The following is a 21,977-nucleotide window of genomic DNA, read 5'->3' as shown; positions in this document are numbered from 1 at the left end:
TGCTAGACTGAGCCGTGACCACCTGATGGCGCCACAGACAAGAGCGCCGGAAACGAGGACGACATAAACGAGGAAGCTATGGGCCTGATTGCATTTATTGTCATCGCCGCCATTTTCTATGTCCTGGTGTCGCTCCGGGTGCTGAAGCAATATGAGCGCGGGGTGGTGTTCCTGCTCGGCAAATTCGAAGGCGTGCGCGGGCCCGGACTGACGCTGATCTTCGTGCCGTTCCAGCAGATGGTGCGGACGTCGCTGCGCACCGTCACTATGCAAATTCCGTCGCAGAAGATCATCACCAAGGACAACGTCTCGATCGATATCGCGGCGGTGGCTTACTATCATGTCACCAATCCGGAAAGGGCCGTGATTGCGATCGAAAACGTCTACAACGCGATCAGCCAGATCAGCCAGACCACGGTGCGTAACGTGGTCGGGCGCTTCAGCCTCGATGAGTTGTTGTCGAATACCGCCGGTATCAACGAGCAGATCAAGGATGTCATCGACCTCCATACCGAGCCGTGGGGTACCCAGGTTACGGCGGTCGAAATCAAGGACATCGAGCTGCCCGACAACATGCAGCGCGCGATGGCGCGGGAAGCCGAGGCCGAGCGCGAGCGTCGCGCCAAGATCGTTGCCGCCGAAGGCGAATACCAGGCCGCCGTCAAGCTTGGCGAGGCCGCCGATATCATCACGGCGCATCCGGTTGCGTTGCAGCTCCGCACCCTGCAGACCATGGCGGAAATCTCGGTCGAGAAGAATTCCACCATCATTTTCCCGGCGCAGTTCATGACGACCGTGCAGGAAGCGATCGCGGCGCTATCGAAGGTCTCGGCGCCGAAATAGTTCGATGCCGGTCGACGGCCGCGGCGGGTGACCAGGTTGCAGCGGGCTGCGTTCGCGGCCCGCGCAACCGCATTGCAACAACATTCGCGCTTGACTTCGCGAGGGCCCAAGCCGGCGACCGCCGCCAAGCTGTAGAACCCAACATCCGGTAACCGCGCGTTCAGGCCGGCCTATAACCTGAAGTTGATATTTGCATTTGGCCCGCCCGCCGAAGATGGGCTATGCTCGTCAACGACGATCGACGCCATAAGAAAAGAAACAGGAGCCACGCGGGAAGAGCGTCACGTTATTCGGGGGCAACGTCCATGCTGACTTTACCTGAACTGGCGGTAAATGCCTTGGAAAAATTCCTTGGTACCTATATGCGCCAACGCTTCGGCTCGTCGAAGACGGATCTGATAGACATCGTGCCGAGCGCCGCCCGCATTGCGCTGGAATGCATCGGAAACAGCGACGCCCTCTACCATAACGTCGAGCACACGATGCTCGTGACACTGGCAGGTCATGATATCTTCCGCGGCCGGGCACTGTATACCCAGGTGACCGCCGACGATTATGCCCATGTCATCATTGCCTGCCTCGCCCACGACATCGGCTATGTGCGCGGCCTGCTGAAGGGCGACGACGCCGACGGCTTCGTGATTGATGCGGCGGGCAGCAAGGTGAGCTTGCCGCGCGGCTCATCCGATGCGGCGCTGATGTCCTACCACGTCGATCGTTCGAAGCTCTATGTCATGGACAGGATTTCAAGTATTCCCGGGCTCGACAGCGAGCGCATCGCTCGGGCGATCGAAGGCACCAGATTTCCGTCGAGTGCGGCCAGCGTTGCCGAGGGGCCCGAGGGGGAGGAGGCTTTGATCGTGCGCGCGGCCGATTTCATCGGGCAGCTCGGCGATCCGAATTACATCCGAAAGGCAAATGCGCTCTATTACGAGTTTGAAGAAACCGGTATGAACCGCCAGCTCGGCTATGACTCGCCCGCCGACATCGTCAATCGCTACCCACAATTCTACTGGAACAGTGTAGCTCCCCATGTCCAGACCGCGATCCGCTATCTCAACATGACATCGAGCGGGCGGCAGTGGATCGGCAATCTCTACGGCAATGTGTTCCGTGCCGAGCGCGAGATCAGCCTATCGGGCCCGCAAACCTAGAGCGTTTTCGAGCCAACGGGTCGCGCGAATGCGCGCCCGATGACAGGCTCCGTGGGTACCGGTTCGCGTGAAGAAAACGCGTCAAAATAAAAGAGTAGAGCCCCGTTTCGATTCCATCGGGTTCTAGAGCGGCGCGTTCCCGGTGGTCGCGAAATTCCCGGCAAATTTTGCCGCCGCGTGCGGCATCCCGTGCAAAGTGTATTGATTTTCAACGGGAATTTCCTGGCTCGGGATTTGCTCTGAAAAATGCGGGCTAAAGTTTGTATGCGTGCGGGCAATCATCACGGGGATTGATCATGTCACACCATATGCTGATGCCGGTCGTGTATACGCCGGAAGTCAAGCCGAAGAAGCTCGAGCCGAAAAAGAGCCGCATCCAGATGCGCGGCGCCGGCTCGGTCGACGGGGCCGATGATTCCGGGGAAACCTTCGAACCAGGCGGCATCCAGCTTCCGTTGCAGAACTTCGCGCCGATCGAAGGCGCCGACCAAAAGCCGCAGCATCCGAAGGGACGCCTCAGCGAAGGCACCCTCAAGGCGATGTTGCAGGCGCAGGAATTAGAGTTCTAGCGCGGGATGAGATCGGGTTGAATCGTCATTGCGAGCGAAGCGAAGCAATCCATAGCGTCAAACGAAGAATGGATTGCTTCGTCGCTGTCGCTCCTCGCAATGACGGCTTAGTCGGTGATCGAACCTCATCTCATCGCGCTTTAGCGGCGGCCATCGATCAGACACCGACGGCTCCGGCCCTCTTCAGACGCCGGTGGCCGCGAACCGGGCCAGCATCGCGTCGAATGCTGCCTTGATGCGACGGACGGCCGGATCCTTGTAGGGAAATTCCGCATTGTCGTCGTGCACCAGCATCGAGGCGTTGACTTCGAACACCAAGAGATCGCCGTTGGTATCGAGCGCGCAGTCGATGCCGAAATATTCCAGCCCCATGCGCTGCTGAATCTCGCCGAGCGCCCGATAGTGCCGTTGGTTGAAAACCAGCGTGGGATCGTTGAGGAACGCGGCTTCTTCCTGCTGCATCCAGACTTGGTTGGCCATGTCGGTGTTGACGTGATGCACCTTCCAGTCGTCCGCGATCGCCAGATGATAGGGCAGCACTTGACCGTCGACGAAGATGAAGCGGTATTTCCGGAAGAAACCGTCGGCGGAGCGATAGTCGGCATATTCGATGAAATAGCGATCGGTGTCCGCGGGCTTCGCGAGATAGGCCGCGAGTTCGTCGACGCCGTCGATCTTGTCGAAATCGTCGCCGCCATGGGTGCCGACCGGCCGGGCCAGAATGGCGGCCGCCCGCGGGAACGCTGCCAGCAAGCCTACAACGGAACACGCCGTGCCGGCCTGCTGGCGCAGGATTTTGGGAATACGGCAATCGTCAATTCCGCTCAGCAGCTCCGCGACCATGTCGCGCGTCGTGCGCAGGATTTTCCGGGGATCGTTGATCGTCGGCTTGCCGAGCCCTTCGACCAGATCGGCGGCCAACGGCAGCATCGCGCCGGCCTGGTCGACATCGGAGATCAAATTGACGACGACGTTGACACCTTGTCCGAAGGCCTGCGCATCGTAGGAATTGTTCTCGAACAGCGCGAGGGTGTCGGTGTCGTAGGCCGCATGCTTGAACAGATATTCGGTCGGCGTGTTGCCGCCGAACGGGGCGTACAGCGCCAGCACGCGAAAATCGGCAGGCGATTTGATCGCCGGCCGCCGGATCAATGGCTTGATCTGGGCCGCGCGCGCATAGGCGGCCTGGGCCGCCGCGTCGTCGCCGAGCCGCTGCTTGATGCCGCCGATCCAGTACAGGCTGTCGGAATCGCGCGGATTGAGTGCGATGGCCTGTTCGAAACATTCGATCGCGGCCGGTACTTCCTCCAGCTCGTAGTGAACCTTGCCGAGTTGGTGACGCAGTGCCGCGTCCTGCGGCTGTTCGCCGAGCAGTTCAAGCAGCAGCGCCTTGGCGATGATATATTGTTTGGTGGCGGTCAGGGCCTGAACCAGGTTGGTGCGCGTCGGCCAATGGCGCGGATTGAGTTTCAGCGCTTCGAGATAATAGGCAATGGCGTCCTGCGCCTTCCCGGTCTGGACGTGAATATTGCCGAGATTGCACCAGCACGGCACCAATGTCGGCACCAGCCGCAGCGCCGCCTTGTAGTTCGCGGCGGCCAATTCGAGATCGCCGCGGACCATGCAGGTATTGCCGAGCCTGGAATGCAGCTCCGAGATGGTCTCGGCCGCCGTGCTGCCGGCCGGCTGGGCTTCGGCCGCGGCCAGGCCAAGCCGGAAGGCGGCAAAGGCGTCGTCGTTCCGGCCGGCGGCGTAATGCTCTTCGCCGATCCGCAGCCACTGCGCGGCAGACGAGCCGGTGGGCACGGCGCCCAGGGTAGGAGCGGCGGTTGCAGTCATGGATGTGCGCCTTGCGTCGGTGGAAGTAACCGAACCATGAAGATTCTTGGTAAACAAAGTGTTGTCGTGGCTTGGTTTCGGGTTTGCGCGCAGGATTCTGGAAACATTCGGAAATGCCAACAAGAACGGCCAATCACCCCGATTTTGCCGGTACGCGCTCGTTGCGAATCAGCCGATAGTGCGGCCCCTTGCGCGGATCAGATCGTGACCGGACCAAAGCCAAACAGAGCTATCTTGCCCGAGACATCCGAAAAGCACGGCTGGGCGCCCCGGCAGGCGCAGGAAGTGCGGCTGCGTCAGCTGGAGGATTGGCTGGCGAGCCGCCCCGAGGGTGGTGCCATCGCAAGCGAGATCGAGCGCGCGGTTTTGCTGGGGGCGCTGAACCGGCGACAGGAGTCGCAGCAAGCCTTCATCGATATCCTGCGCCGTTCGCCGGAAAATTTCAGCGCTTTGAACGAATTCGGCACGCTGTTGACGAATATGGGCGCGATCGATGCCGCCTGCCGCGTCTATGCCGAAGCGATCCTGCACCACCCCGATAATCCGATGGCGCGCGTCAACCTCGCCAACCTGCTGCTGCGTGCCAACCGGCACACCGAGGCGCGCGCGCATTACGAAGCGGTGCTGCGCATCCATCCGGACCATGCGGAAGCGCATCAGGGGCTCGGCGCGGTGCTGTCCGATCTCGGTGACCGCATCGCGGCCCGCCGGCATTTCCAGCAGGGCTTTCGCGACCACGCGGTGTCGACCTTGCCCTATCGCGGCACCAAGCCGCCGGTGACATTGCTGCAACTGGTCTCATCGGGCGGCGGCAACATCCCGACGTCGGCGGTGCTGGACGATCGCACGTTTCTGACTTCGGTGATCGTCACCGATTATCTCGACCCGCGGACAGCCTTGCCGCCACATCAGCTGATTTTCAACGCCATCGGCGATGCTGATCTTTGCGCCCCCGCGCTTGAGGCGGCCGCGGCTCTGGTCGCGCGGACCACCGCGCCCCTGATCAACGACCCTCGCGCCGTGATGAAGACCGGCCGGATCGACAACGCCGCGCGGCTTGCCGCTGTGCCCGGCGTGGTGACCCCGAAGACATCGGCGGTCGATCGCGCGATGCTCGCAGGCCCCGGCGGCGCCAACGCGATTGCCGATCTCGGCTATGTCTTTCCGCTGCTGCTGCGTTCGCCCGGCTATCACACCGGACGCAATTTTATCTTCGTAGAGAAGGCTGCCGATCTATCCGCGGCCGCGGCCGGTCTGCCCGGAGACGACCTGCTGGTGATCGAATATCTCGACGCCAGAGGCCGCGACGGCAGCGCACGAAAATATCGCGTGATGATGATCGGCGGCGAGATTTATCCGTTGCATCTGGCGATATCGCGGAACTGGAAGGTGCATTATTTCACCTCCGACATGGCCGACAAGCCGGACCACCGGTCGGAAGAAGCGATTTTTCTAAGGGACATGCGGGCAGCGCTTGGCGACAAGGCCATGACGGCGCTCGAGGGCATCCGCGACACGCTCGGCCTCGATTATGCCGGAGTGGATTTCGCCACGGCGCCAAATGGCGATCTCTTGCTGTTCGAAGCCAACGCCACCATGGTGATCGCGGTGCCGGATTCAGACCCGCGCTGGGCCTATCGGCGCGACGCGATCGGACGCATCATCGATGCCGTCGTCGCCATGATCATGCATAAATCGACCGCGCCGCATCGAAGCCGGATGTGAGCCGCGCGGGACGAAAAAAATCAGGAAAGAGGGCCCCGGATTGCTCCGGGGTCCTCTTTCTTTTTAAGCTTCTGACTGTTGGTTCGCAGCCGACGGCCTACGTATAGATTGCCCGGATTACTTGCTCATGCCGCCGCCAGTGTCGGCGCCGGAATCCGCACCGCCCTGGCCGGTCGACTTGCTCTTGCTCATGCCGGTCGTGCTGCTCGATTTCTTGGACGATACCTTCTTGGATTTCGTCATCTTGGTGGTGTCGGTGGCGCCCGCTCCGGCACTGCCATCGCTCGAAGCGCCCGCTGCCGGCTGCGTTTGCGCCGATGCCATGGTGGTGACGCCGACAAATGAGGCTGCGACGAGGGCAGCGAGTGCAAGTTTAGATCGCATCAGGAAGTTCTCCTTGACTGAGTGTTTGCGCGACGAAGAACCCGCAACATCTCATTGCGTTCCCGCAGCTGCGCGCGGAATTTTCTTAAATATCGGTAATCGTGTTGCGGGCACGCCACGCGTGCGCTCGTTCACGTGTTTTTTGCAAGGCGGTGATAGTGGCGCAGGGAATTCGTACAAACACATCGTCGTCGAAATTCAGCCGCGATCGGGAGACAAGCTTGTCGCGCAAACGCAAGTAGGAGGAAACCGAACGTATCCGGTTGGAGCAGGCGTTACGCTTTCGCGCCCGTTTTGGTCTCGCCGCAGCAGGTCCGAATAGCTTCTTCGACGCTGTGGAACTGGCGCTTGGTTTCGAGCAGCTCATCGATGCCGAATTTTGCGATCGCTTGTTGCGCCCGGTCCGATTCCAGCCGCGCAATCGCAAAGCTGACGCCTTGCGCGCGGCAGGCGTTGATGGTGTCGCTCAGGATCTGCGCGGCAGTGAAGTCGATCTCGACGATACCGGTCGCTTCGAGCACGATCAGGCGTAGCGGCTGCGCGGATGAATGCAGCAGCGCCGTCACGTCGCGCCGGAAATGATAGGCGTTGAGAAACGACAACGGCGCCTGGAAGCCCGCGACCACGACATTGGGTTCGGTCTCACCGGGAATGTGTGCGTTGGATGGCCACCAGATCGAGGTGCCCGGTACGCGCTCGTAAACCGTGACGCGGGCGCGGGTCGTGCTCCAGATGCCGTGCAGCAGCGACAGCGTGATTCCGATTGCCACCCCCTGTTCGATCGGCAGCACGATAATGGCGGCGGCGGTCGCTGCCACCAGCAGTAATTCGCCAAGCGATTGCCGGGAAATCGCCATGATCTGGCCGACCCGGATGATGCGCATCGCAACGAACAGCAGGACGCCGCCGAGCGCTGCCTGCGGCACGTGATGCAGCAGCGAGCCGCCGAAGGCGAGCAATCCGAGGATGATGGCGGCTGCGACCAGAACGGCGAGCTGCGATTTGCCGCCGGTCTCCGCCACGATCGCGGTGCGCGGCGGGCTGGCATTGACCGGAAAGCCGCCGATCAGGCCCGAGAAGATGCTGCCGACGCCGACGCCGACGAAATCCCGGTTCACATCCGGCGGCTGGTTCTTGTCCGACAGGAACGAGCGTGTCGTCGCCGCGGTCTGCACCATCACGATGATGGCGATGATCAGCGCCAGCGGCACCAGTTGCAGCCATCGGCCGATCGGGATGTCGGGGACCACGAGTTTCGGCAGCGTGCCCGGGATATCGCCGAGCACGGCGACGCCGCGGCCCTCAAGGTTCAGGAATATGACGGCTGTGGCGGCAGCGATCAGTCCGATCAGCGCGCCGGGAATACGCACGTCGATCCGTTCGGAAACCGTAACCACCGCCAGCACGGCGACGCCGATGCCGAGCGTAAACAGATTGGCATGCGGCAATTGTCCGGCCAAGGTCGCCAACCGCTGCAGCATCGGGCCCGATGGCGTCGGCAGTCCGAGGATGGCGGGCAGTTGCGAGATCAGGATGTGGATCGAGATGCCGGCCAGAAAGCCCACGGTCACGGGTATTGAGAGCAGGTCGGCGATCCAGCCCAGCCGAAAGATACCGCCGACCACCAGCACGACGCCAACCATCAGCGCCAGCACGCCGGCGAGCGCCATATAATCCGGCGAACCTGATGCGGCCAGCAAAGCGAGGCTGCCGGCGAAAATCGGCGTGATGGTCGAGTCGGCGCCGCTGGAAAGGAAGCGGTTGCTGCCGAACAACGCGAAAGCCAGCGAGCCCGCCAAAAATGCAAAGAAACCGATCTGCGGTGAAAACCCGCCAAGCCGCGCCGTCGCCAGTTGCTCCGGGATGGCGATGGCGACAAGGGTCAGTCCGGCGACGAGATCGTGCGAAATATACGCCGGCTGATAGCCTCGCAGCGAAGCCAGTACCGGCCAGCGATGAGTCTTCGCGACGGATCTCTCGGCGACAGGGTCAGGACCGGTTGCCGGAGAATGGGATGGATCGATCATGTGCGCCCCCTCGGCAAGCCTTGAAAAGCCAGCGACTTTACCGGGAACTTTGCCGGAAGTCGTCGGGCAAACGCAAGCCTGAAGCGGGGATGCGGGTAGGCTGAGGCACGGCCTCTCTATTGCCGGCTGCGCAGGCGCGGAGGGTCGGCGCTGACATCCTCCAGCACCGCGCCGCGGTCGGCGACCGAGCGGTGGAATTGTTCGAGCGCCAGATTGAAGGCCGACAGGTCGCCTTCTTCGATCGCGCCGTCATCGTAGCTATTCAGGGTCTCGCGGATGATGTTATCGACCTCACCCTGCATGGCGCGCAGCTCTTCGATGGATTTGCCGTCCCGCGCCAGCGCGGCGAGCGCCAGCACCCGGTCGCGCAGTGCGACGCTCTGAACTTTTTCATCCCGCTTCAGGTAGCTGCGGAACCAGGCGCCAGCGGAGCCGAGGCCCGACAGCAGCAGGATCGTGCCCCAGAGATAGTCGCTGTATTTCTCCAGGAACGTCCGCTCGGTGCCGTCGATATAGGCCGCGGCGCCGCGATGCGCGGTCAGGGCGGCGTCCTTGTCGGTATCGGGCGGTGCAATGTTGGCTGCGCCCGGCAACTCTCGCGCCAAGGCCTGCCGAACGCTGAATAGCTGCCGCGTGAACCCGCCCACCGCTGTCTCGGATACCTCCCGTCGCGCGACGATGAGATGGTTGACGCCGACGGTTTCGATCTTGTCGTCGGGCCTCGCCGGTGACGAACTAAAGATGCTTCCGGGAATCTCCTCGGATTCATACAGCGGATGCTTCTCCGCAATCGCCTCGGAAACATCGATCGGCAGGAATTTCGGTTCACCGCGCTCGCGGGCGGTCGCGGCGATCGCCTCGGAGGTGATCTTGCTGGCCAGCGGTCCGACCGACATGTAGGCATCGATACTGGCGTCGTGCGCCATATCGCTGATCTTATGGGTCGCGAACTGAACTATGGTGACCTTGCTGGCATCGATGCCGGACTCGCTCAGGATGACACGCAGCAGCGTCACATTGACTTGCGTCGTTCCGATCACGCCGATGCGATGTCCCGGCAGGTCGTCGAGGCTCTTGATCTTGGGTATCGGCGTCTTTTTCGATCCCTTGGCCGGCAGCCCCGACGGCGACCACAGCACGACGACATTCTTGCGCAGGATCGCCACCGATTGGGCGTCGGCCGGCATATCGAGATCGCCACGCGCCACGGCGAGGTCGGCTTTACCCGCGCCCAGCAGCGCCAGGCTCTCGGTCGGTCCATTGGTCGGGATCGGAGCGAGCCTGACCGCGCTGCGTTGTCGGGCGAAGCTTTGCGCCAGTGCCTGAATGAGCTTCTGATCGTCGCTGTCCGATGGGCCAACCGCGATCCGCAAGGTCTCCGGCCGCAACGCATAATAAAGCGCGCCCGCCGCGGCCGCGAACACAAAAATTCCGATAAGCAGGATCAGAAACGCAGACCGCTGTCGCTTCTGGCGCAGCAGCGGCGCTGCGTTCAAGGCTCCGTTCAAGTCCTGGGTCAGGCGTGAATCCATCGGTTGTTCCGGCTATCACGGCTTTATGTCGTATAGGTGGTCATGTCGGTGGTTACGGCCTGTTGCCGTATGGCACCCTGCATCTAGGCCCGGGGACGGATTTGATCAAGGTAAATACGCGATAGGTGATATTAGCGTAACTAAAGGCCTTCCGGCTCGGTCAGTGGCCTTTGGCGGCGACAATCTGGTAGAAGGTCGCGACGATCTCGAGCGCGATCAGCACCACGACAATAAGTTCGAGCCGAAGCGACCGACGCGTATCGATGATGTCGGCAAGCGTGTTGGCGGTTTCCGCCACTACGGCAAGTTTCCGGTTCAGCGTATCGACGCGTTCCTTCAGTTCATATTCGTCTTCGAGCCGGGCGTAGAGCCGTTCCAGGTCGGGGCGGTCCCACAGCGCATCCGGCTTTTCACCGATCGCAACGCGACCTGATACCCTGTGCTGGACCAGCAGGGCATTTCCGATCAATTGCAAAACCCCTTTGCGATCCCGCTTTGTGTAGCCGTGATCCGCCAGTTCCTTTGCAAACGGCTCGATGATCTCGAACACTTTCGCCACGTCGCGTTCGTCGCGGGCCAGCACCACGCTCTTGGCCAGCACGTCGGCGATGACGAGAAGCCGTCCCGGCGACATGTCCCGCAACTGCACCGGGCCTCCCGCCTGAACCTGATCCTCTTTTTCATCGGATAGCGTCACGATCGCTGTTTCTTCTTCAAAACGCGCGAACTGACCGCCGATCCTGGGCGTCAACTTCTCCAGAAAAGCCCGCTCATCCTCGGCTGAAAGGCCGATCAGCACCGCGACGCCATAGCGAAAAAGCACGGCAATGCCGGTCTTGCCGACCCGGATCGCGAGCGGGACCGCCGAAAGAGCCTCGCCTTCGAAGCCCATGGTATTGATGCGGTCGCCGACATGCAGCGCGTGGGCGGTCAGCCGCGTTCCCATGTCGATGGCAACGGGTTCGGGTTTGGTCATCGGGCCGGCTCCCAGCATGCGCGCTCGCCGGGCCAACCTATCATCGCACCTGGCCGTGGCCAAAGCCGCCGGCGAAAGAAACACTGGTATGCGGTTCGCCCGGCGTCTTAAAATTGATATCAGGGACGCTAAATACCTAAGCAGGCGTTTCCGGAAATGTGCTAACCCTCAACTTAGATCAGGGAGGATCACGACATGATTGAACCGAAAATCGAGGTGCCGGCGGAACTGCGCGATCTGGTCGAGAAAACCATCGATCAGACGGAAAAGGCGTTCGGGATGTTTTTCGATGCTGCGAATAAATCGGCCGCATCGATTCCCGGTCCGGGAACGGACATGTCCCGGCAAGCGCTTACCTTCACCGAACAGAACATGAAGGCGGCATTCGAACACGCGCGAAAGCTGGTTCACGCCACCGACCTCCAGCAAGCCATGCAAATTCAATCGGAATTTCTAAGGAGCCAATTTACGACCGCGGGCGATCACATGCGACAGATCGCAGGAGGGGTGATGTCGGCAGCCAAGGATGCGACAAAACGTCAATCATGATTTTTGGCAGATGAATTACTTTTAATTTAGCTCGCGGCGCGCTTCGTCGCGTTGCTAATTCTTTTTGGTGTGATAAAAGCTCGCTTCGTAAAAAGAGGAGCCGTTATGGCCAAGAAGAAAAAGTCCGTGAAGAAAGAGTCCGTGAAGAAAAAGTCCGTTCGGCGCGCGTGGACCCCTTCCGATGTGCGTGAATTGAAAACGCTGGCGAAAAAGAAAGCCGGTGTTGCCAAAATTTCCAAGGCGTTGAAGCGAACCGTTGGTGCAACCGCGGTCAAGGCGCATCAACTCGGAGTGTCCCTCGATACCAGGGGATGAAAATTCCATCAAAGTTCCCTGGAGTTGCTTGAATAGTCGCTTGAACGGGCCCTTGCTCACAAAATAGTCTTGCCTGGCTTTCTGTGGCGGACTTTAATCGTTGTGCAGGTCCTTGATGGGCCACCGGGTGATGCCACTCGCCGTTCGTCATCTTTCCTGCTGATCCCTGTCGGCTCCAACCGGCAGGGATTTGCATGAATAACTTGGCTCATGAATCATCTGGTTCATGAATCGCATGGCTCATGACGTGAACATGCAGACATAAAAGTGTCACGCACCTGACAAAACGGCCGGTGGCCCGCCAAGTGACGACAAAGCTGCGATAACAAAATTGTGACGACACGGCTGCAATGACAGCGCCCAGCCGGCCAGAGCCTTTTCCCGTTCAGATGGAATCGAAAGGCGCGCTATTCTTTCTTTTGACCCGATAGTTCCACGACCTTGCGCCAGCGTTCGGTTTCGAGCTGGAGCATGGCCGCGAATTGCCTGGCATCGCCGGTGATGGCGATGGCGCCGAGTTCGCTGAGCCGGCTCTTGATCACGGGATCGGCGATGGCTGCGTTGATTTCCTTGTTGAGGAGATCGACGATCGGCTGTGGCGTGTCGTGGGGCGCGCCGACGCCGTAGAACGAACTGGTTTCAAATCCCGGCAACGTATCGCTGATCGGTGGCACCTCGGGCATGGTCTCCGATCGTTCCGTGGTGGTGACGCCGAGCGCGCGCAGCCTACCGCTCTTCACGAATTCGAACGACGAGGTCACGTTGTCGAACATGCCCTGGATGTGACCCGACATCACGTCGGCAAGGCCCGGTGCCGAACCGCGATAGGGAATGTGGGTGAACTGGATTCCCGCCATGGCCTTGAACAGCTCACCGGAAAGATGCAGCGAGGTGCCGATCCCGGATGAGGCGATGCTCATCCGGCCCGGATTGGCCTTGGCGTAGGCGATGAATTCCGCGATGCTGTGGATCGGCAGCTCGTTGTTGATCACCAGCACCAGGGGAATTCGCGCGAGGCCTGCGACCGGCACGATTCCCTTGGCGAAATCGTAAGGCAGCGTCGGATCGAACGATGCATTGATGGCGTTGGCCGTGCTGGTGAGGAGCAGCGTATAGCCGTCGGCCGGCGCATTGATCACGTCCTGGGTGCCGATGTTGCTGCCGGCCCCGGGCTTGTTCTCGACAATGAAGGGCTGGCCCAGCCGGTCCTGCAGATACTGGCAGATCAAACGCGACAACACGTCGGTCGCGCCGCCGGCGCTGTAAGGCACGATCCATCGCACCGACTGGCTGGGATAGGATGCCGCGGCGTTGGCGGAGGTCGTCCGTTGCGGCCCGAACAGCGCCAATCCGGCGCCCGCTGTCGAACGGAATAAGGTTCTTCTACTGATCATCGCCGCCTCGCACCGGCAGATCGGGCAACTATTGCAGAAATCCGACCGCGCCGTAGGATGTTCTAGCCGTCATTGGTAAACGTTGGTTGCGCAAAGATTGCCGCTTGCCTGCCGATATTCCCGCCAGCGCAAAAGCTTGTGAAGCTAACTCGGACGTCATCCTGAGGTGCGAGCCCTTGCGAGCCTCGAAGGATGTTGTTCCGCGCAGTGCGTGCAGCCATCCTTCGAGACGCGGCCAAGTGGCCGCTCCTCAGGATGACGGTTCCGGTGGGTCCCCGCGTAAGCAGGTCGATGACGCAAAAGCAATTGGACACTTTTCGAGGTCGTCATTCGCCGGAGCCGTGGCCGCGCGTTCAACGCCGTGTGGCGCGCTAAAATGCCGCGCATGAGCCGTAATTTTACGGAACCGTAAGTTAACGGGGGCTAATGACCTCATGGGGTATTTATTGCTTGTAAGCCTGGAATGTGACCTGTCGGACGCCCGAACCAGATCGCCTGCGGCGAACTGCTGTTTCGCGGTCGACGACGTCGGCTGACCGCTTGGGCAAAATTGAGGGGCTTGTGATGTCATTGCTGGCGCGCGTCAAGATTATCACCAAAATTCTGGCGGTTATCCTGCTGCTTGGAGCGGTCGCGGTCGGCACCAGTTGGCTCGGCATCCGTGCCATGAGCTCGATGAACGACGATGCGGAAACCATGACTTCCTCGGCGAAGCGGGCGCTCGAAGCCGCGCGTGCCAGCACCAGCGTCATGTCGCTGAGCAGCGCGGAATTCCAGGTGGCGCTCGATCCACGACCGGAAAACCGTGCGACCGTGCGCAAGATCGTCGACGAGCAGATGAAATTGTTCAAGGAGCGATTTGAGGATTTCGGAAAAACCCGCGACGAGAAAACGCGCGCGATGTTGCCTGCCATCGGGGACACGATGGCCGCCTACGAGAAGAGCCTGCAAAACACGCTGCGTCTGGCCGATGAAGCCAGCGGCGTCGAGTTGGCCGAGCATGTCGAGCGCCTGCGCGCTTCGGCCGTCAACAGTCAGATATCGGCGAATGAGCTCCGCGCGCATATGAGGACGGTCGTTGAATCGCTCGACGATCGCGTCGATGCGTTTGCCAGGCACGCCTCGGAGGAATACCGGGCGACGTCACGCCAGCTGACGATCGTCGCGACCATCGGCATTTTGTTCGGGATACTGGCCGGCTACCTGATCGGCCAGTTTGGCATCGTCAGGCCGATCAACCTGCTCAAGGCGGTGATGGAGGCGTTTGCCCGCAACGATCTGAAGGCTGATGTTCCAGGCCTCGAACGCCGTGACGAACTCGGCGACATGGCGCGCACCGTGGAGGTCTTCAAGAAGAACGGGCTCGAAGTGGCGCGGCTGCGCACCGAGCAGGAGGCTTCCGAGAAGCGGCTCGCCGAACAGCGCAAGGCAGATATGAACAAGCTCGCCAATGATTTTGAGGGCGCGGTCGGCGAAATCATCGAGACCGTGTCCCAGGCCTCGACCGAACTCGAGGCTTCCGCGACCGCATTGACCGCGACCGCCGTGCACGCCACCGAAGTCACCACCGCGGTTGCCGCGGCCTCGGAAGAGGCTTCGACCAACGTGCAGGCAGTCGCGTCGGCGACCGAGGAAATGGCGTCGTCGGTCAACGAGATCAGCCGGCAGGTGCAGGAATCGGCACGGATGGCCAGTGAGGCCGTGGACCAGGCACGCAAGACCAACGATCGCGTCGGCGAATTGTCGAAGGCGGCGGCCCGCATCGGTGATGTGGTCGAACTCATCAACACCATTGCCGGGCAGACCAATCTGCTGGCGCTGAACGCCACCATCGAGGCGGCGCGCGCCGGCGAGGCCGGCCGCGGCTTCGCCGTGGTCGCTTCCGAAGTGAAGGCGCTGGCCGAGCAGACCGCGAAGGCGACCGGTGAGATCGGCCAGCAGATCGCGGGTATTCAGTCCGCGACGCAGGATTCGGTGAATGCGATCAGGGAAATCAGCGGCACCATCGAAAAACTGTCCGAGATTTCCTCGACCATCGCAGCCGCCGTGGAACAGCAGGGTGCGGCAACCCAGGAAATTTCCCGCAACGTGCAGCAGGCAGCCCAAGGCACCCAGCAGGTCTCGTCCAACATCACCGACGTGCAGCGCGGCGCCGGCGAGACCGGTTCGGCATCCTCGCAGGTTCTCTCCGCGGCACAGTCGCTGTCCCGCGACAGCAACCGTCTCAAGCTCGAGGTCGGCGAGTTCCTCACCACGGTGCGCGCCGCCTAAGGCGGAGCGCAAGATCACTCAATTCGCCTTGATGCCGGCAGCGCGGATCACCTTGCTCCATTTACCGGTCTCCTCGGCAACGAAGCTGCCGAGCGCTGCGGCCGAACTTGCAAACGGCGAATAACCGAGGGCCTCGATCCTTGCCCTCAGATTGGCATCGGCGAGGCCGGCGTTGATTTCCCGGTTGAGCGTATCGATGATCCCACTGGGCGTGCCAGCCGGTGCGCCGACGCCCTGCCAGCTGGTCGCCTCATAGCCGGGCACGAATTCGCCCACGGTCGGAATGTCCGGCAACAGATCCGATCGCGCCGCGGATGTCACGGCCAGCGCGCGCAGTCGACCCGCTTTGACGTGTTCGATGGAGGTGGACAGCGTGTTGAACATCACCTCGATCTCGCCGGCGAACAGCGCGGTCAGCGATTGCGGCGGCCCGCGATACGGGACATGAACGAGATTGACGCCCGTCATCATCTTGAACAGCTCGCCGTAAAGATGTTGCGGGCTTCCGACGCCGGACGATCCCATATTGATCTTGCCGGGATTGGCCTTGGCGTAGGCGATGAATTCGGGAACGCTTTTGGCCGGAAACGACGGACCGACCTCCATCACGCCCAAGCCGCGGACCACGCCCGCGACCGGCACGATATCGCGCTGGAAGTCGAAGCTGAGATTGTCGTAGAGGCTTGCATTCCAGACGTTGGCGGATGTCGTCAGCAGCAGCGTGTAGCCGTCGGGTGTCGCGCGCACGACCTGCTCGGTGCCGATATTGCTGCCGGCGCCTGGCCGGTTCTCGACGATGAAAGGCTGACCGAGCCGCTGCGACAGCCATTGCGCCATCAACCGCGTAAAAATGTCCGGCGAGCTTCCCGCGCTGAAACCGATCACCCATCGCACCGGCCTCGCCGGATAGGTCTCGGCCCGGGCGATCCGCGGCGACATCGGCAGCAGCACTACGCCCCCGGTCAAATTGAGCAATTGGCGCCGCGAAAGTGCCATGACTATTCCCCCTGCGAGCAGCCTTTGTTTGCAGCAACGCTAGCGCAACCATCGTGCAGCTGAAAAGGTGCGCCGGCGCGCGGGAGATGTGAATACGGCGGCGCTTCAGGGCGTGACGGGGTGTCCGAGCGGCAGGGCAATGCCCTTTTCGCCGGCGACCTTGCGCAACACGTCCGGATGGTCGGAAATGATGCCGTCGACGCCGATGTCGATCATGGCGGCGATATCGTCCGGTTTGTTGACGGTCCAGACCACGACTTTGAGCCCGAGGCGGTGGGATTCGGCGATCAGGTCGGCATCGACATCGCGGAAATAAGGCGACCAGATTGCGCCACCCGCAGCCTTGATGGTGCGCGGAAGCGAATGGCCGTAATCGCCGGGGTTAAAACCCGCCGTCCATTCGGTCGCCTTGTCCAGCGCGATGGTGGAGCCGGCGCCTTTTTGCTGGGTGAGATAAACCGTCGGGATGAGGGCTGCCTGTTTCTGCACCAGTTGCAGCGTTCGCCAGTCGAACGACTGCACCATGATCCGGTCGCTCATGCGCTCGGTCTGCGCCAGATCGAGCAGGGCGGAAACGAACCGTTGCGGATCGGGTGATTCCTCGGGATGGTTGGGGTCGATCTTGGTCTCGATGTTGAACCGCACAGCTCCATCGCCTGATCGGCGCACCAGGTCGAACACCTCGGTCAGCGTGGGAATCCGCGTTCCTGGCACCGCATGCTGGTCGGGAAATTGCGCCGCATAGAGGCTACCCGGCCGGATCTGGCCGACGTCGTATTGCTTGACGTCCTCAAGCCGCAACTGGACGAACGGCGTGCCGGGCGGCGTGACATAGACGCCATCGGGGCCGCGGGCCAAATCAGGGTTGAGCTTGCGTTCATGGGAGACCACGACCGCGCCATCCCGGGTGACGCCGATATCCAGCTCCAGCGTGTTGACGCCCATCGAGAGCGCGTTGGCAAACGAGGGCAGGGTATTTTCCGGAAACAGCGCCCGCCCGCCGCGATGCGCCTCGATATCGAAAGCCATGACCTCTCCGCCGGCGCAAAGCCAGAGGGCAGCGGCGGCGATCGCGCAGCAACGAAGGATCGCCATACCCGGTTTGCCCTGACCCAATTGATCCCGCATGCTATCAGCATACGACCGGCATGCGGAACGATTCCGCGCGCCGGGATGTATTATAGCGCTGACGACGCAAACGAGCAGGACAAATGGCCAATCCATCCGCAGAAGCTGCCGCCCTCAAACCGGAATCCCCTGCGATCTTCGGCCGTGGAACGCTTGCCGTCACCATCGGCAACATGCTCGAATTCTACGATTTCATCACCTACAGTTTTTTCGCGGTCCAGATCGGCCACACCTTCTTTCCCTCCACGAGCCAGTTCGGCAGCCTGATGCTGTCGCTGGCGACGTTCGGCGTCGGCTTCGTGACCCGGCCGATCGGCGGCATCGTGATCGGGCATTATTCCGACAGGGCCGGCCGGCGTCCGGCGATGATGCTGAGCTTTGCCATGATGGGCTCCGCCATCATCGTGCTGGCGCTGACGCCGTCTTACGCTACCATCGGCGTCACGGCGCCTGTCATCGCGATTCTCGCGCGCATGGTGCAGGGCTTCTCGCTCGGCGGCGAAGTCGGACCCACCACGGCCTATCTGATGGAGGCCGCGCCGCCGAACCGGCGTGGGCTCGCCGTCTCATGGCAGCCGGCAAGCCAGGAGATCGCCGCCACCGCGGGCGCGCTGGTCGGTGTGGTGCTGTCGCGGACCATGAGCGATGCGGCGCTGGAATCCTATGGCTGGCGCATCGCCTTCCTGCTCGGCGCGGTTTGCCTGCCGTTCGGGCTGTGGCTGCGCTCGAACCTGCCGGAGACGGTCGATCTCGGCGCGGCGGCGGTAGCGGCCAAACAAGCGGCCGGCAAACGTCTGGCGGTGATCCGCGACAACGCGCGCATTATCGTGCTCGGCCTGCTCATTCTGGCCTCCGGCACCATCTCGACCTATGTCGGCCAGTACATGACGACTTACGCGGAAAGCACCCTGCATGTGTCGACCGATCTGGCGTTCGGCACCTCCGTCGTCAGCAACGGGCTCAGTATCGCCGGCGCGCTGTTTGGCGGATGGCTGGCGGACCGGGTCGGGCGATGGCACGTGATGGTGTGGCCGCAATTGGTGACATTGCTGCTGACCTACCCGACCTTCCTGTGGATCGTGGACACGCAGAGCGCATGGGCGCTGCTCGGCGGCTTCGGGTTGCTGACGCTGATCGGCAGCATCCCCTACAGCGCCTTCTATGTCGCGCTGGCGGAGGGGCTGCCGCAGCACATTCGCGGCGGCACGTTTGCGACCATCTATGCGGTTGCGATTGCGACCTTCGGCGGCACCGCGCAACCGGTGGTCACCGCGCTCATTCACGTCACCGGCAATGCGCTGGCGCCGGCCTGGTACCTGCTGTTTGCCACCGCGGTCGGCTTTGTCGCCATGACGATGATGCGTGAAACCGCGCCCGGCAAGGCGGCGGCCTGACGGGGGTCCGGCTCCGTCCGGGCGATCAAGAATCCTGCCACAAGAATCTTGCCACAAGAATCCTGCCAAATGTGATGTAGCAGACACTTGATGTGCTGCCTTCCGATCTATCAATGGAAAACCGGCCAAACGCGGGTGAAGTCGCCATGGCGACCTGACCCCGGCGATTTCGTTCAAGGGGGCGCGCGTGGGCAAGCGAATTATCTTGCTTTCCGACGGGACTGGCAATTCGGCCAGCAAGGTCTGGCGATCCAATGTCTGGCGCGTGTTCGAAAGCCTCGATCTCACGGGCAAGAAACAGGTCGCGTTCTACGACGACGGTGTGGGAACGTCTTCCTTCAAGCCGCTGGCGATACTCGGCGGTGTGTTCGGCTATGGCCTGAAGCGGAACGTCCTCGATATCTATAAATTCCTGTGCGCCAATTACGAATCCCCGGACGACGAAATCTACGGGTTCGGGTTCAGCCGCGGCGCGTTCACGATCCGCGTCGTGATCGGGCTGGTTCTCGATCAGGGCCTGGTGCGCGGCAACACCGATGCCGAACTATACGAGAATGCCAAGCTGGCCTATCGGGCCTACCGCGCCAATTTGTTTCACACCGTGTTCCACCTGGAGGCGCCGTTCCGCTGGGCGCGCGATGCGGGCTTGCGATTGTTCGGGCAGCGATACGATCAAACCCGCAACCGCACGGTCGAGAAGATCAGGTTCCTGGGTCTGTGGGATACGGTTGCGGCTTACGGTCTGCCGATCGACGAAATGGCGCGGGGCGTGAGCAAATGGCTGTTCCCGCTCGAATTGCCCGATCGCAATTTCAATCACGGCATCGAACAGGCGTGTCATGCGCTGGCGTTGGACGATGAGCGCACCACGTTTCATCCGGTGCTATGGAGCGAGAACGGCGTTCCGCCCGGGCAACTGCATCAGGTCTGGTTTCCCGGCGTTCATTCCAATGTCGGCGGTGGTTATCCCGACGATTCACTAGCCCATATCCCGCTCTACTGGATCATGAAGAGCGCCGAGGCCACCGGCCTGAAATTCAAGACCGGCACCAGCGCCGATCCGGAGCAGCGGGCCGACCCCGATATGGTGGTGCTGGCGAAATGGCTTCGCGACAAGGATGGCCGGCTTTACGACTCGCGCAATGGTCTTGGCGGCTACTACCGCTATGGTCCGCGCCGGATCGACGACCTCAACCACATGAAGCTCTCGCGGCGCTCCGGCGACGAAGTGTCGATCGAGAAGGCAAAGATCCACGAGACCGCGATCAATCGTGCCAAAGCCGGCGCGCATCGCTATGCGCCGATCGGCATTCCCTGCCATTACGACCTGCTGACCGACAATGGCCTGGCGGACCAATCGACGGTCGAGCCGGCGGAGGCTGCCGCGCTGCGCTGCGTCAAGCAGGAAGATATCTGGAATGTGGTCTGGCGCCGTCGCGTGATCTATTTCGCGACCGTGTTTGCCTCGTTCTATCTGGCGCTCTATCCATTTTTTCGCGTCGCGCCCGCGGAAGACGAATTCACCACGCCGCTCAGTTTCGTCTCGCAGGCGATCCGGCTGCTCGGCCAGGTGCTGCCGGGTTTTGCGGCGTCGTGGATCGATGCCTATGCGCGCGCACCCGGCCAATTCCTGTTCGTCGGCGGCTTGGCGGCCGGATTGATCCTGGTGGGGTCGCGGCTCGGCGGTGTGATCGAAAGCCGCATGGAACTGATATGGCGCCCGGCCGCGACGGCTGAGGCGCCGTCGACGCCGGCTTCGGTCTGGCTGCGCCGGCTCGCGGCGCTGGTCGGCATCTATCTGTTGTTTTATTCGGTGCTGCCGCGCGAGCTGCAACTGCCGAGGCCGGTGCATGGCTGGATCGTTCACTACGTCACCTTCTCGATCCGGGCGACGCTGGTGCTGATCCTGCTATCGATGTTGCCGGCCTTTGCCGTATTGCACTTGCGAACCGCGCCGCCTTACCGGTCGTTGATCCGCAACCTGAAGCTCAAATGGCTGCCGATGGTGTTCGCGGTGTCGTTTGTCGGCATCGGACTGCTGTTCGCCAGCCACATCGTTTTCGATCTGGAAGATAGCTTCGGTTACGTCTGCCATGCCGATCCAAAGATAGCGGCCGACCGCTCGGCAACGATCAATTACGGCATCAGCCGCTGCGTCGGCCCGGCCGTTGCGACCTGTTCGGCCAGCGGCGCGGTGAGCTGCGGTTTGGGAGGGCCGGTCTATTGCGGAGAGGGCACCACGCCCGCTTGCGAATTCGCGCCGAAGGAAAAATGCGGCGGCGCTGACAAGAACTCCGACAAATGCTTTGCGAATGCCGTATGCCGGACGCCGCAGGCCTCGATCGCGGGTCCCGCGACCTGCGCGGCGAAGTGCGAGATCCAGCCGCAGAAAACACAGTACAAGAAGCTCGACGTCGGCAAGATCTGCAATTCGACCCATATCATGGTCGAGCAGGGGCAGCGCTACATCATCAAGGTGACGCCCGACGACATCTGGACCAGCGATGGACGCGAGGTCTCCGTGCGCGGCGTGCATCGCGGCGAGCTGAGCTCGCGCTGGGACAAGATCCTGTCGGCCTTGAGCTGGCCGCTGACGCGAAACCTGATGCAGTCGCGCTTCGTGGTGTTGGCGCGGGTCGGCGCTACCGGCAACGACGAGTACCTGCTTGAGCCGGATCCCTATCAAAGAGACCAGATTATCGAGGTGCCGATCGTTCCGCGGCGCAATGGCGAGTTGTTCCTGTACGTCAACGACAGGGTCCTCGCATGGCCGTTACCGCGGAATTTTTTCTATCAGGAAAACAAGGGCACGGCGACCGTCGAGGTGCGTAACGTCAAGTCGTAACGCAACGATGCGGGCGATCTCCTTGCGCGGCGAATG

At 61.7% G+C, this 21,977-nt stretch carries 17 protein-coding genes; 9 read left to right on the top strand and 8 right to left on the bottom strand.

What is annotated here, in order from left to right:
* Positions 1 to 78: 78 nt before the first annotated feature.
* From GSQ88_RS23170 to GSQ88_RS23160, 3 genes are all read left to right on the top strand, one after another.
* A complete protein-coding gene (locus GSQ88_RS23170; RefSeq protein ID WP_159010080.1) occupies positions 79 to 843 on the top strand; it encodes an SPFH domain-containing protein in 765 nt (254 codons plus the stop codon).
* Positions 844 to 1,148: 305 nt separating this feature from the next.
* On the top strand, positions 1,149 to 1,997 hold the full coding sequence (locus GSQ88_RS23165) for a metal-dependent phosphohydrolase (RefSeq protein ID WP_159010373.1): 849 nt from the start codon (positions 1,149 to 1,151) through the stop codon (positions 1,995 to 1,997).
* Between the two features lie 296 nt (positions 1,998 to 2,293).
* Complete coding sequence (locus GSQ88_RS23160; RefSeq protein ID WP_159010079.1) at positions 2,294 to 2,566, top strand: hypothetical protein; 273 nt, start codon at positions 2,294 to 2,296, stop codon at positions 2,564 to 2,566.
* 183 nt (positions 2,567 to 2,749) lie between these two features.
* Here the strand turns inward: GSQ88_RS23160 and GSQ88_RS23155 are convergent, their stop codons facing one another.
* Positions 2,750 to 4,405, bottom strand: a complete 1,656-nt coding sequence (locus tag GSQ88_RS23155) for a tetratricopeptide repeat protein (protein WP_159010078.1) — start codon at positions 4,403 to 4,405, stop codon at positions 2,750 to 2,752.
* Between the two features lie 234 nt (positions 4,406 to 4,639).
* Between GSQ88_RS23155 and GSQ88_RS23150 the strand changes: the two genes are divergently transcribed.
* The gene (locus tag GSQ88_RS23150; RefSeq protein ID WP_159010077.1) at positions 4,640 to 6,130 is read left to right on the top strand and encodes a tetratricopeptide repeat protein; all 1,491 of its coding nucleotides are present in this window, start codon (positions 4,640 to 4,642) and stop codon (positions 6,128 to 6,130) included.
* A 117-nt stretch (positions 6,131 to 6,247) separates the two neighbouring features.
* On the opposite strand, the gene GSQ88_RS23145 is transcribed toward GSQ88_RS23150, so the two are convergent.
* The 4 genes from GSQ88_RS23145 to GSQ88_RS23130 form a co-directional block, all read right to left on the bottom strand.
* Positions 6,248 to 6,514 (bottom strand): hypothetical protein, encoded by a 267-nt coding sequence (locus GSQ88_RS23145; protein WP_159010076.1) that lies wholly within the window; start codon positions 6,512 to 6,514, stop codon positions 6,248 to 6,250.
* A 275-nt stretch (positions 6,515 to 6,789) separates the two neighbouring features.
* Positions 6,790 to 8,541 carry a SulP family inorganic anion transporter gene (locus GSQ88_RS23140; protein ID WP_159010075.1) on the bottom strand — a complete coding sequence of 584 codons (1,752 nt, stop codon included), beginning with the start codon at positions 8,539 to 8,541 and terminating at the stop codon, positions 6,790 to 6,792.
* Positions 8,542 to 8,657: 116 nt separating this feature from the next.
* Positions 8,658 to 10,073 carry a TAXI family TRAP transporter solute-binding subunit gene (locus GSQ88_RS23135; RefSeq protein WP_159010074.1) on the bottom strand — a complete coding sequence of 472 codons (1,416 nt, stop codon included), beginning with the start codon at positions 10,071 to 10,073 and terminating at the stop codon, positions 8,658 to 8,660.
* Positions 10,074 to 10,233: 160 nt separating this feature from the next.
* A complete protein-coding gene (locus tag GSQ88_RS23130) occupies positions 10,234 to 11,049 on the bottom strand; it encodes an RMD1 family protein (protein WP_159010073.1) in 816 nt (271 codons plus the stop codon).
* 195 nt (positions 11,050 to 11,244) lie between these two features.
* On the opposite strand from GSQ88_RS23130, the gene GSQ88_RS23125 reads away from it, so the two are divergent.
* Positions 11,245 to 11,598, top strand: a complete 354-nt coding sequence (locus GSQ88_RS23125; protein ID WP_159010072.1) for a phasin — start codon at positions 11,245 to 11,247, stop codon at positions 11,596 to 11,598.
* Positions 11,599 to 11,703: 105 nt separating this feature from the next.
* Positions 11,704 to 11,913, top strand: a complete 210-nt coding sequence (locus GSQ88_RS23120) for a hypothetical protein (RefSeq protein WP_159010071.1) — start codon at positions 11,704 to 11,706, stop codon at positions 11,911 to 11,913.
* Between the two features lie 407 nt (positions 11,914 to 12,320).
* Here GSQ88_RS23120 and GSQ88_RS23115 read toward each other — a convergent pair whose 3' ends face one another.
* Positions 12,321 to 13,307: a Bug family tripartite tricarboxylate transporter substrate binding protein gene (locus GSQ88_RS23115; RefSeq protein ID WP_159010070.1), complete on the bottom strand. Its 987-nt coding sequence runs from the start codon at positions 13,305 to 13,307 to the stop codon at positions 12,321 to 12,323.
* Positions 13,308 to 13,871: 564 nt separating this feature from the next.
* On the opposite strand from GSQ88_RS23115, the gene GSQ88_RS23110 reads away from it, so the two are divergent.
* The gene (locus tag GSQ88_RS23110) at positions 13,872 to 15,578 is read left to right on the top strand and encodes a methyl-accepting chemotaxis protein (RefSeq protein WP_159010069.1); all 1,707 of its coding nucleotides are present in this window, start codon (positions 13,872 to 13,874) and stop codon (positions 15,576 to 15,578) included.
* Positions 15,579 to 15,596: 18 nt separating this feature from the next.
* Here the strand turns inward: GSQ88_RS23110 and GSQ88_RS23105 are convergent, their stop codons facing one another.
* Complete coding sequence (locus GSQ88_RS23105; protein ID WP_159010068.1) at positions 15,597 to 16,574, bottom strand: Bug family tripartite tricarboxylate transporter substrate binding protein; 978 nt, start codon at positions 16,572 to 16,574, stop codon at positions 15,597 to 15,599.
* A 105-nt stretch (positions 16,575 to 16,679) separates the two neighbouring features.
* Positions 16,680 to 17,603 (bottom strand): glycerophosphodiester phosphodiesterase, encoded by a 924-nt coding sequence (locus GSQ88_RS23100; protein WP_159010067.1) that lies wholly within the window; start codon positions 17,601 to 17,603, stop codon positions 16,680 to 16,682.
* A 272-nt stretch (positions 17,604 to 17,875) separates the two neighbouring features.
* Between GSQ88_RS23100 and GSQ88_RS23095 the strand changes: the two genes are divergently transcribed.
* Positions 17,876 to 19,096, top strand: coding sequence for an MFS transporter (locus tag GSQ88_RS23095; RefSeq protein WP_246784989.1), 1,221 nt, complete (start codon positions 17,876 to 17,878; stop codon positions 19,094 to 19,096).
* A gap of 187 nt (positions 19,097 to 19,283) precedes the next feature.
* Positions 19,284 to 21,941: a T6SS phospholipase effector Tle1-like catalytic domain-containing protein gene (locus GSQ88_RS23090; RefSeq protein ID WP_159010065.1), complete on the top strand. Its 2,658-nt coding sequence runs from the start codon at positions 19,284 to 19,286 to the stop codon at positions 21,939 to 21,941.
* Positions 21,942 to 21,977: the final 36 nt, after the last annotated feature.

This window comes from Bradyrhizobium sp. S69 (genome assembly GCF_009766005.1).
In the GTDB taxonomy this organism is placed as follows: domain Bacteria; phylum Pseudomonadota; class Alphaproteobacteria; order Rhizobiales; family Xanthobacteraceae; genus Bradyrhizobium.
This window is presented reverse-complemented; position numbering and strand designations above follow the sequence as displayed.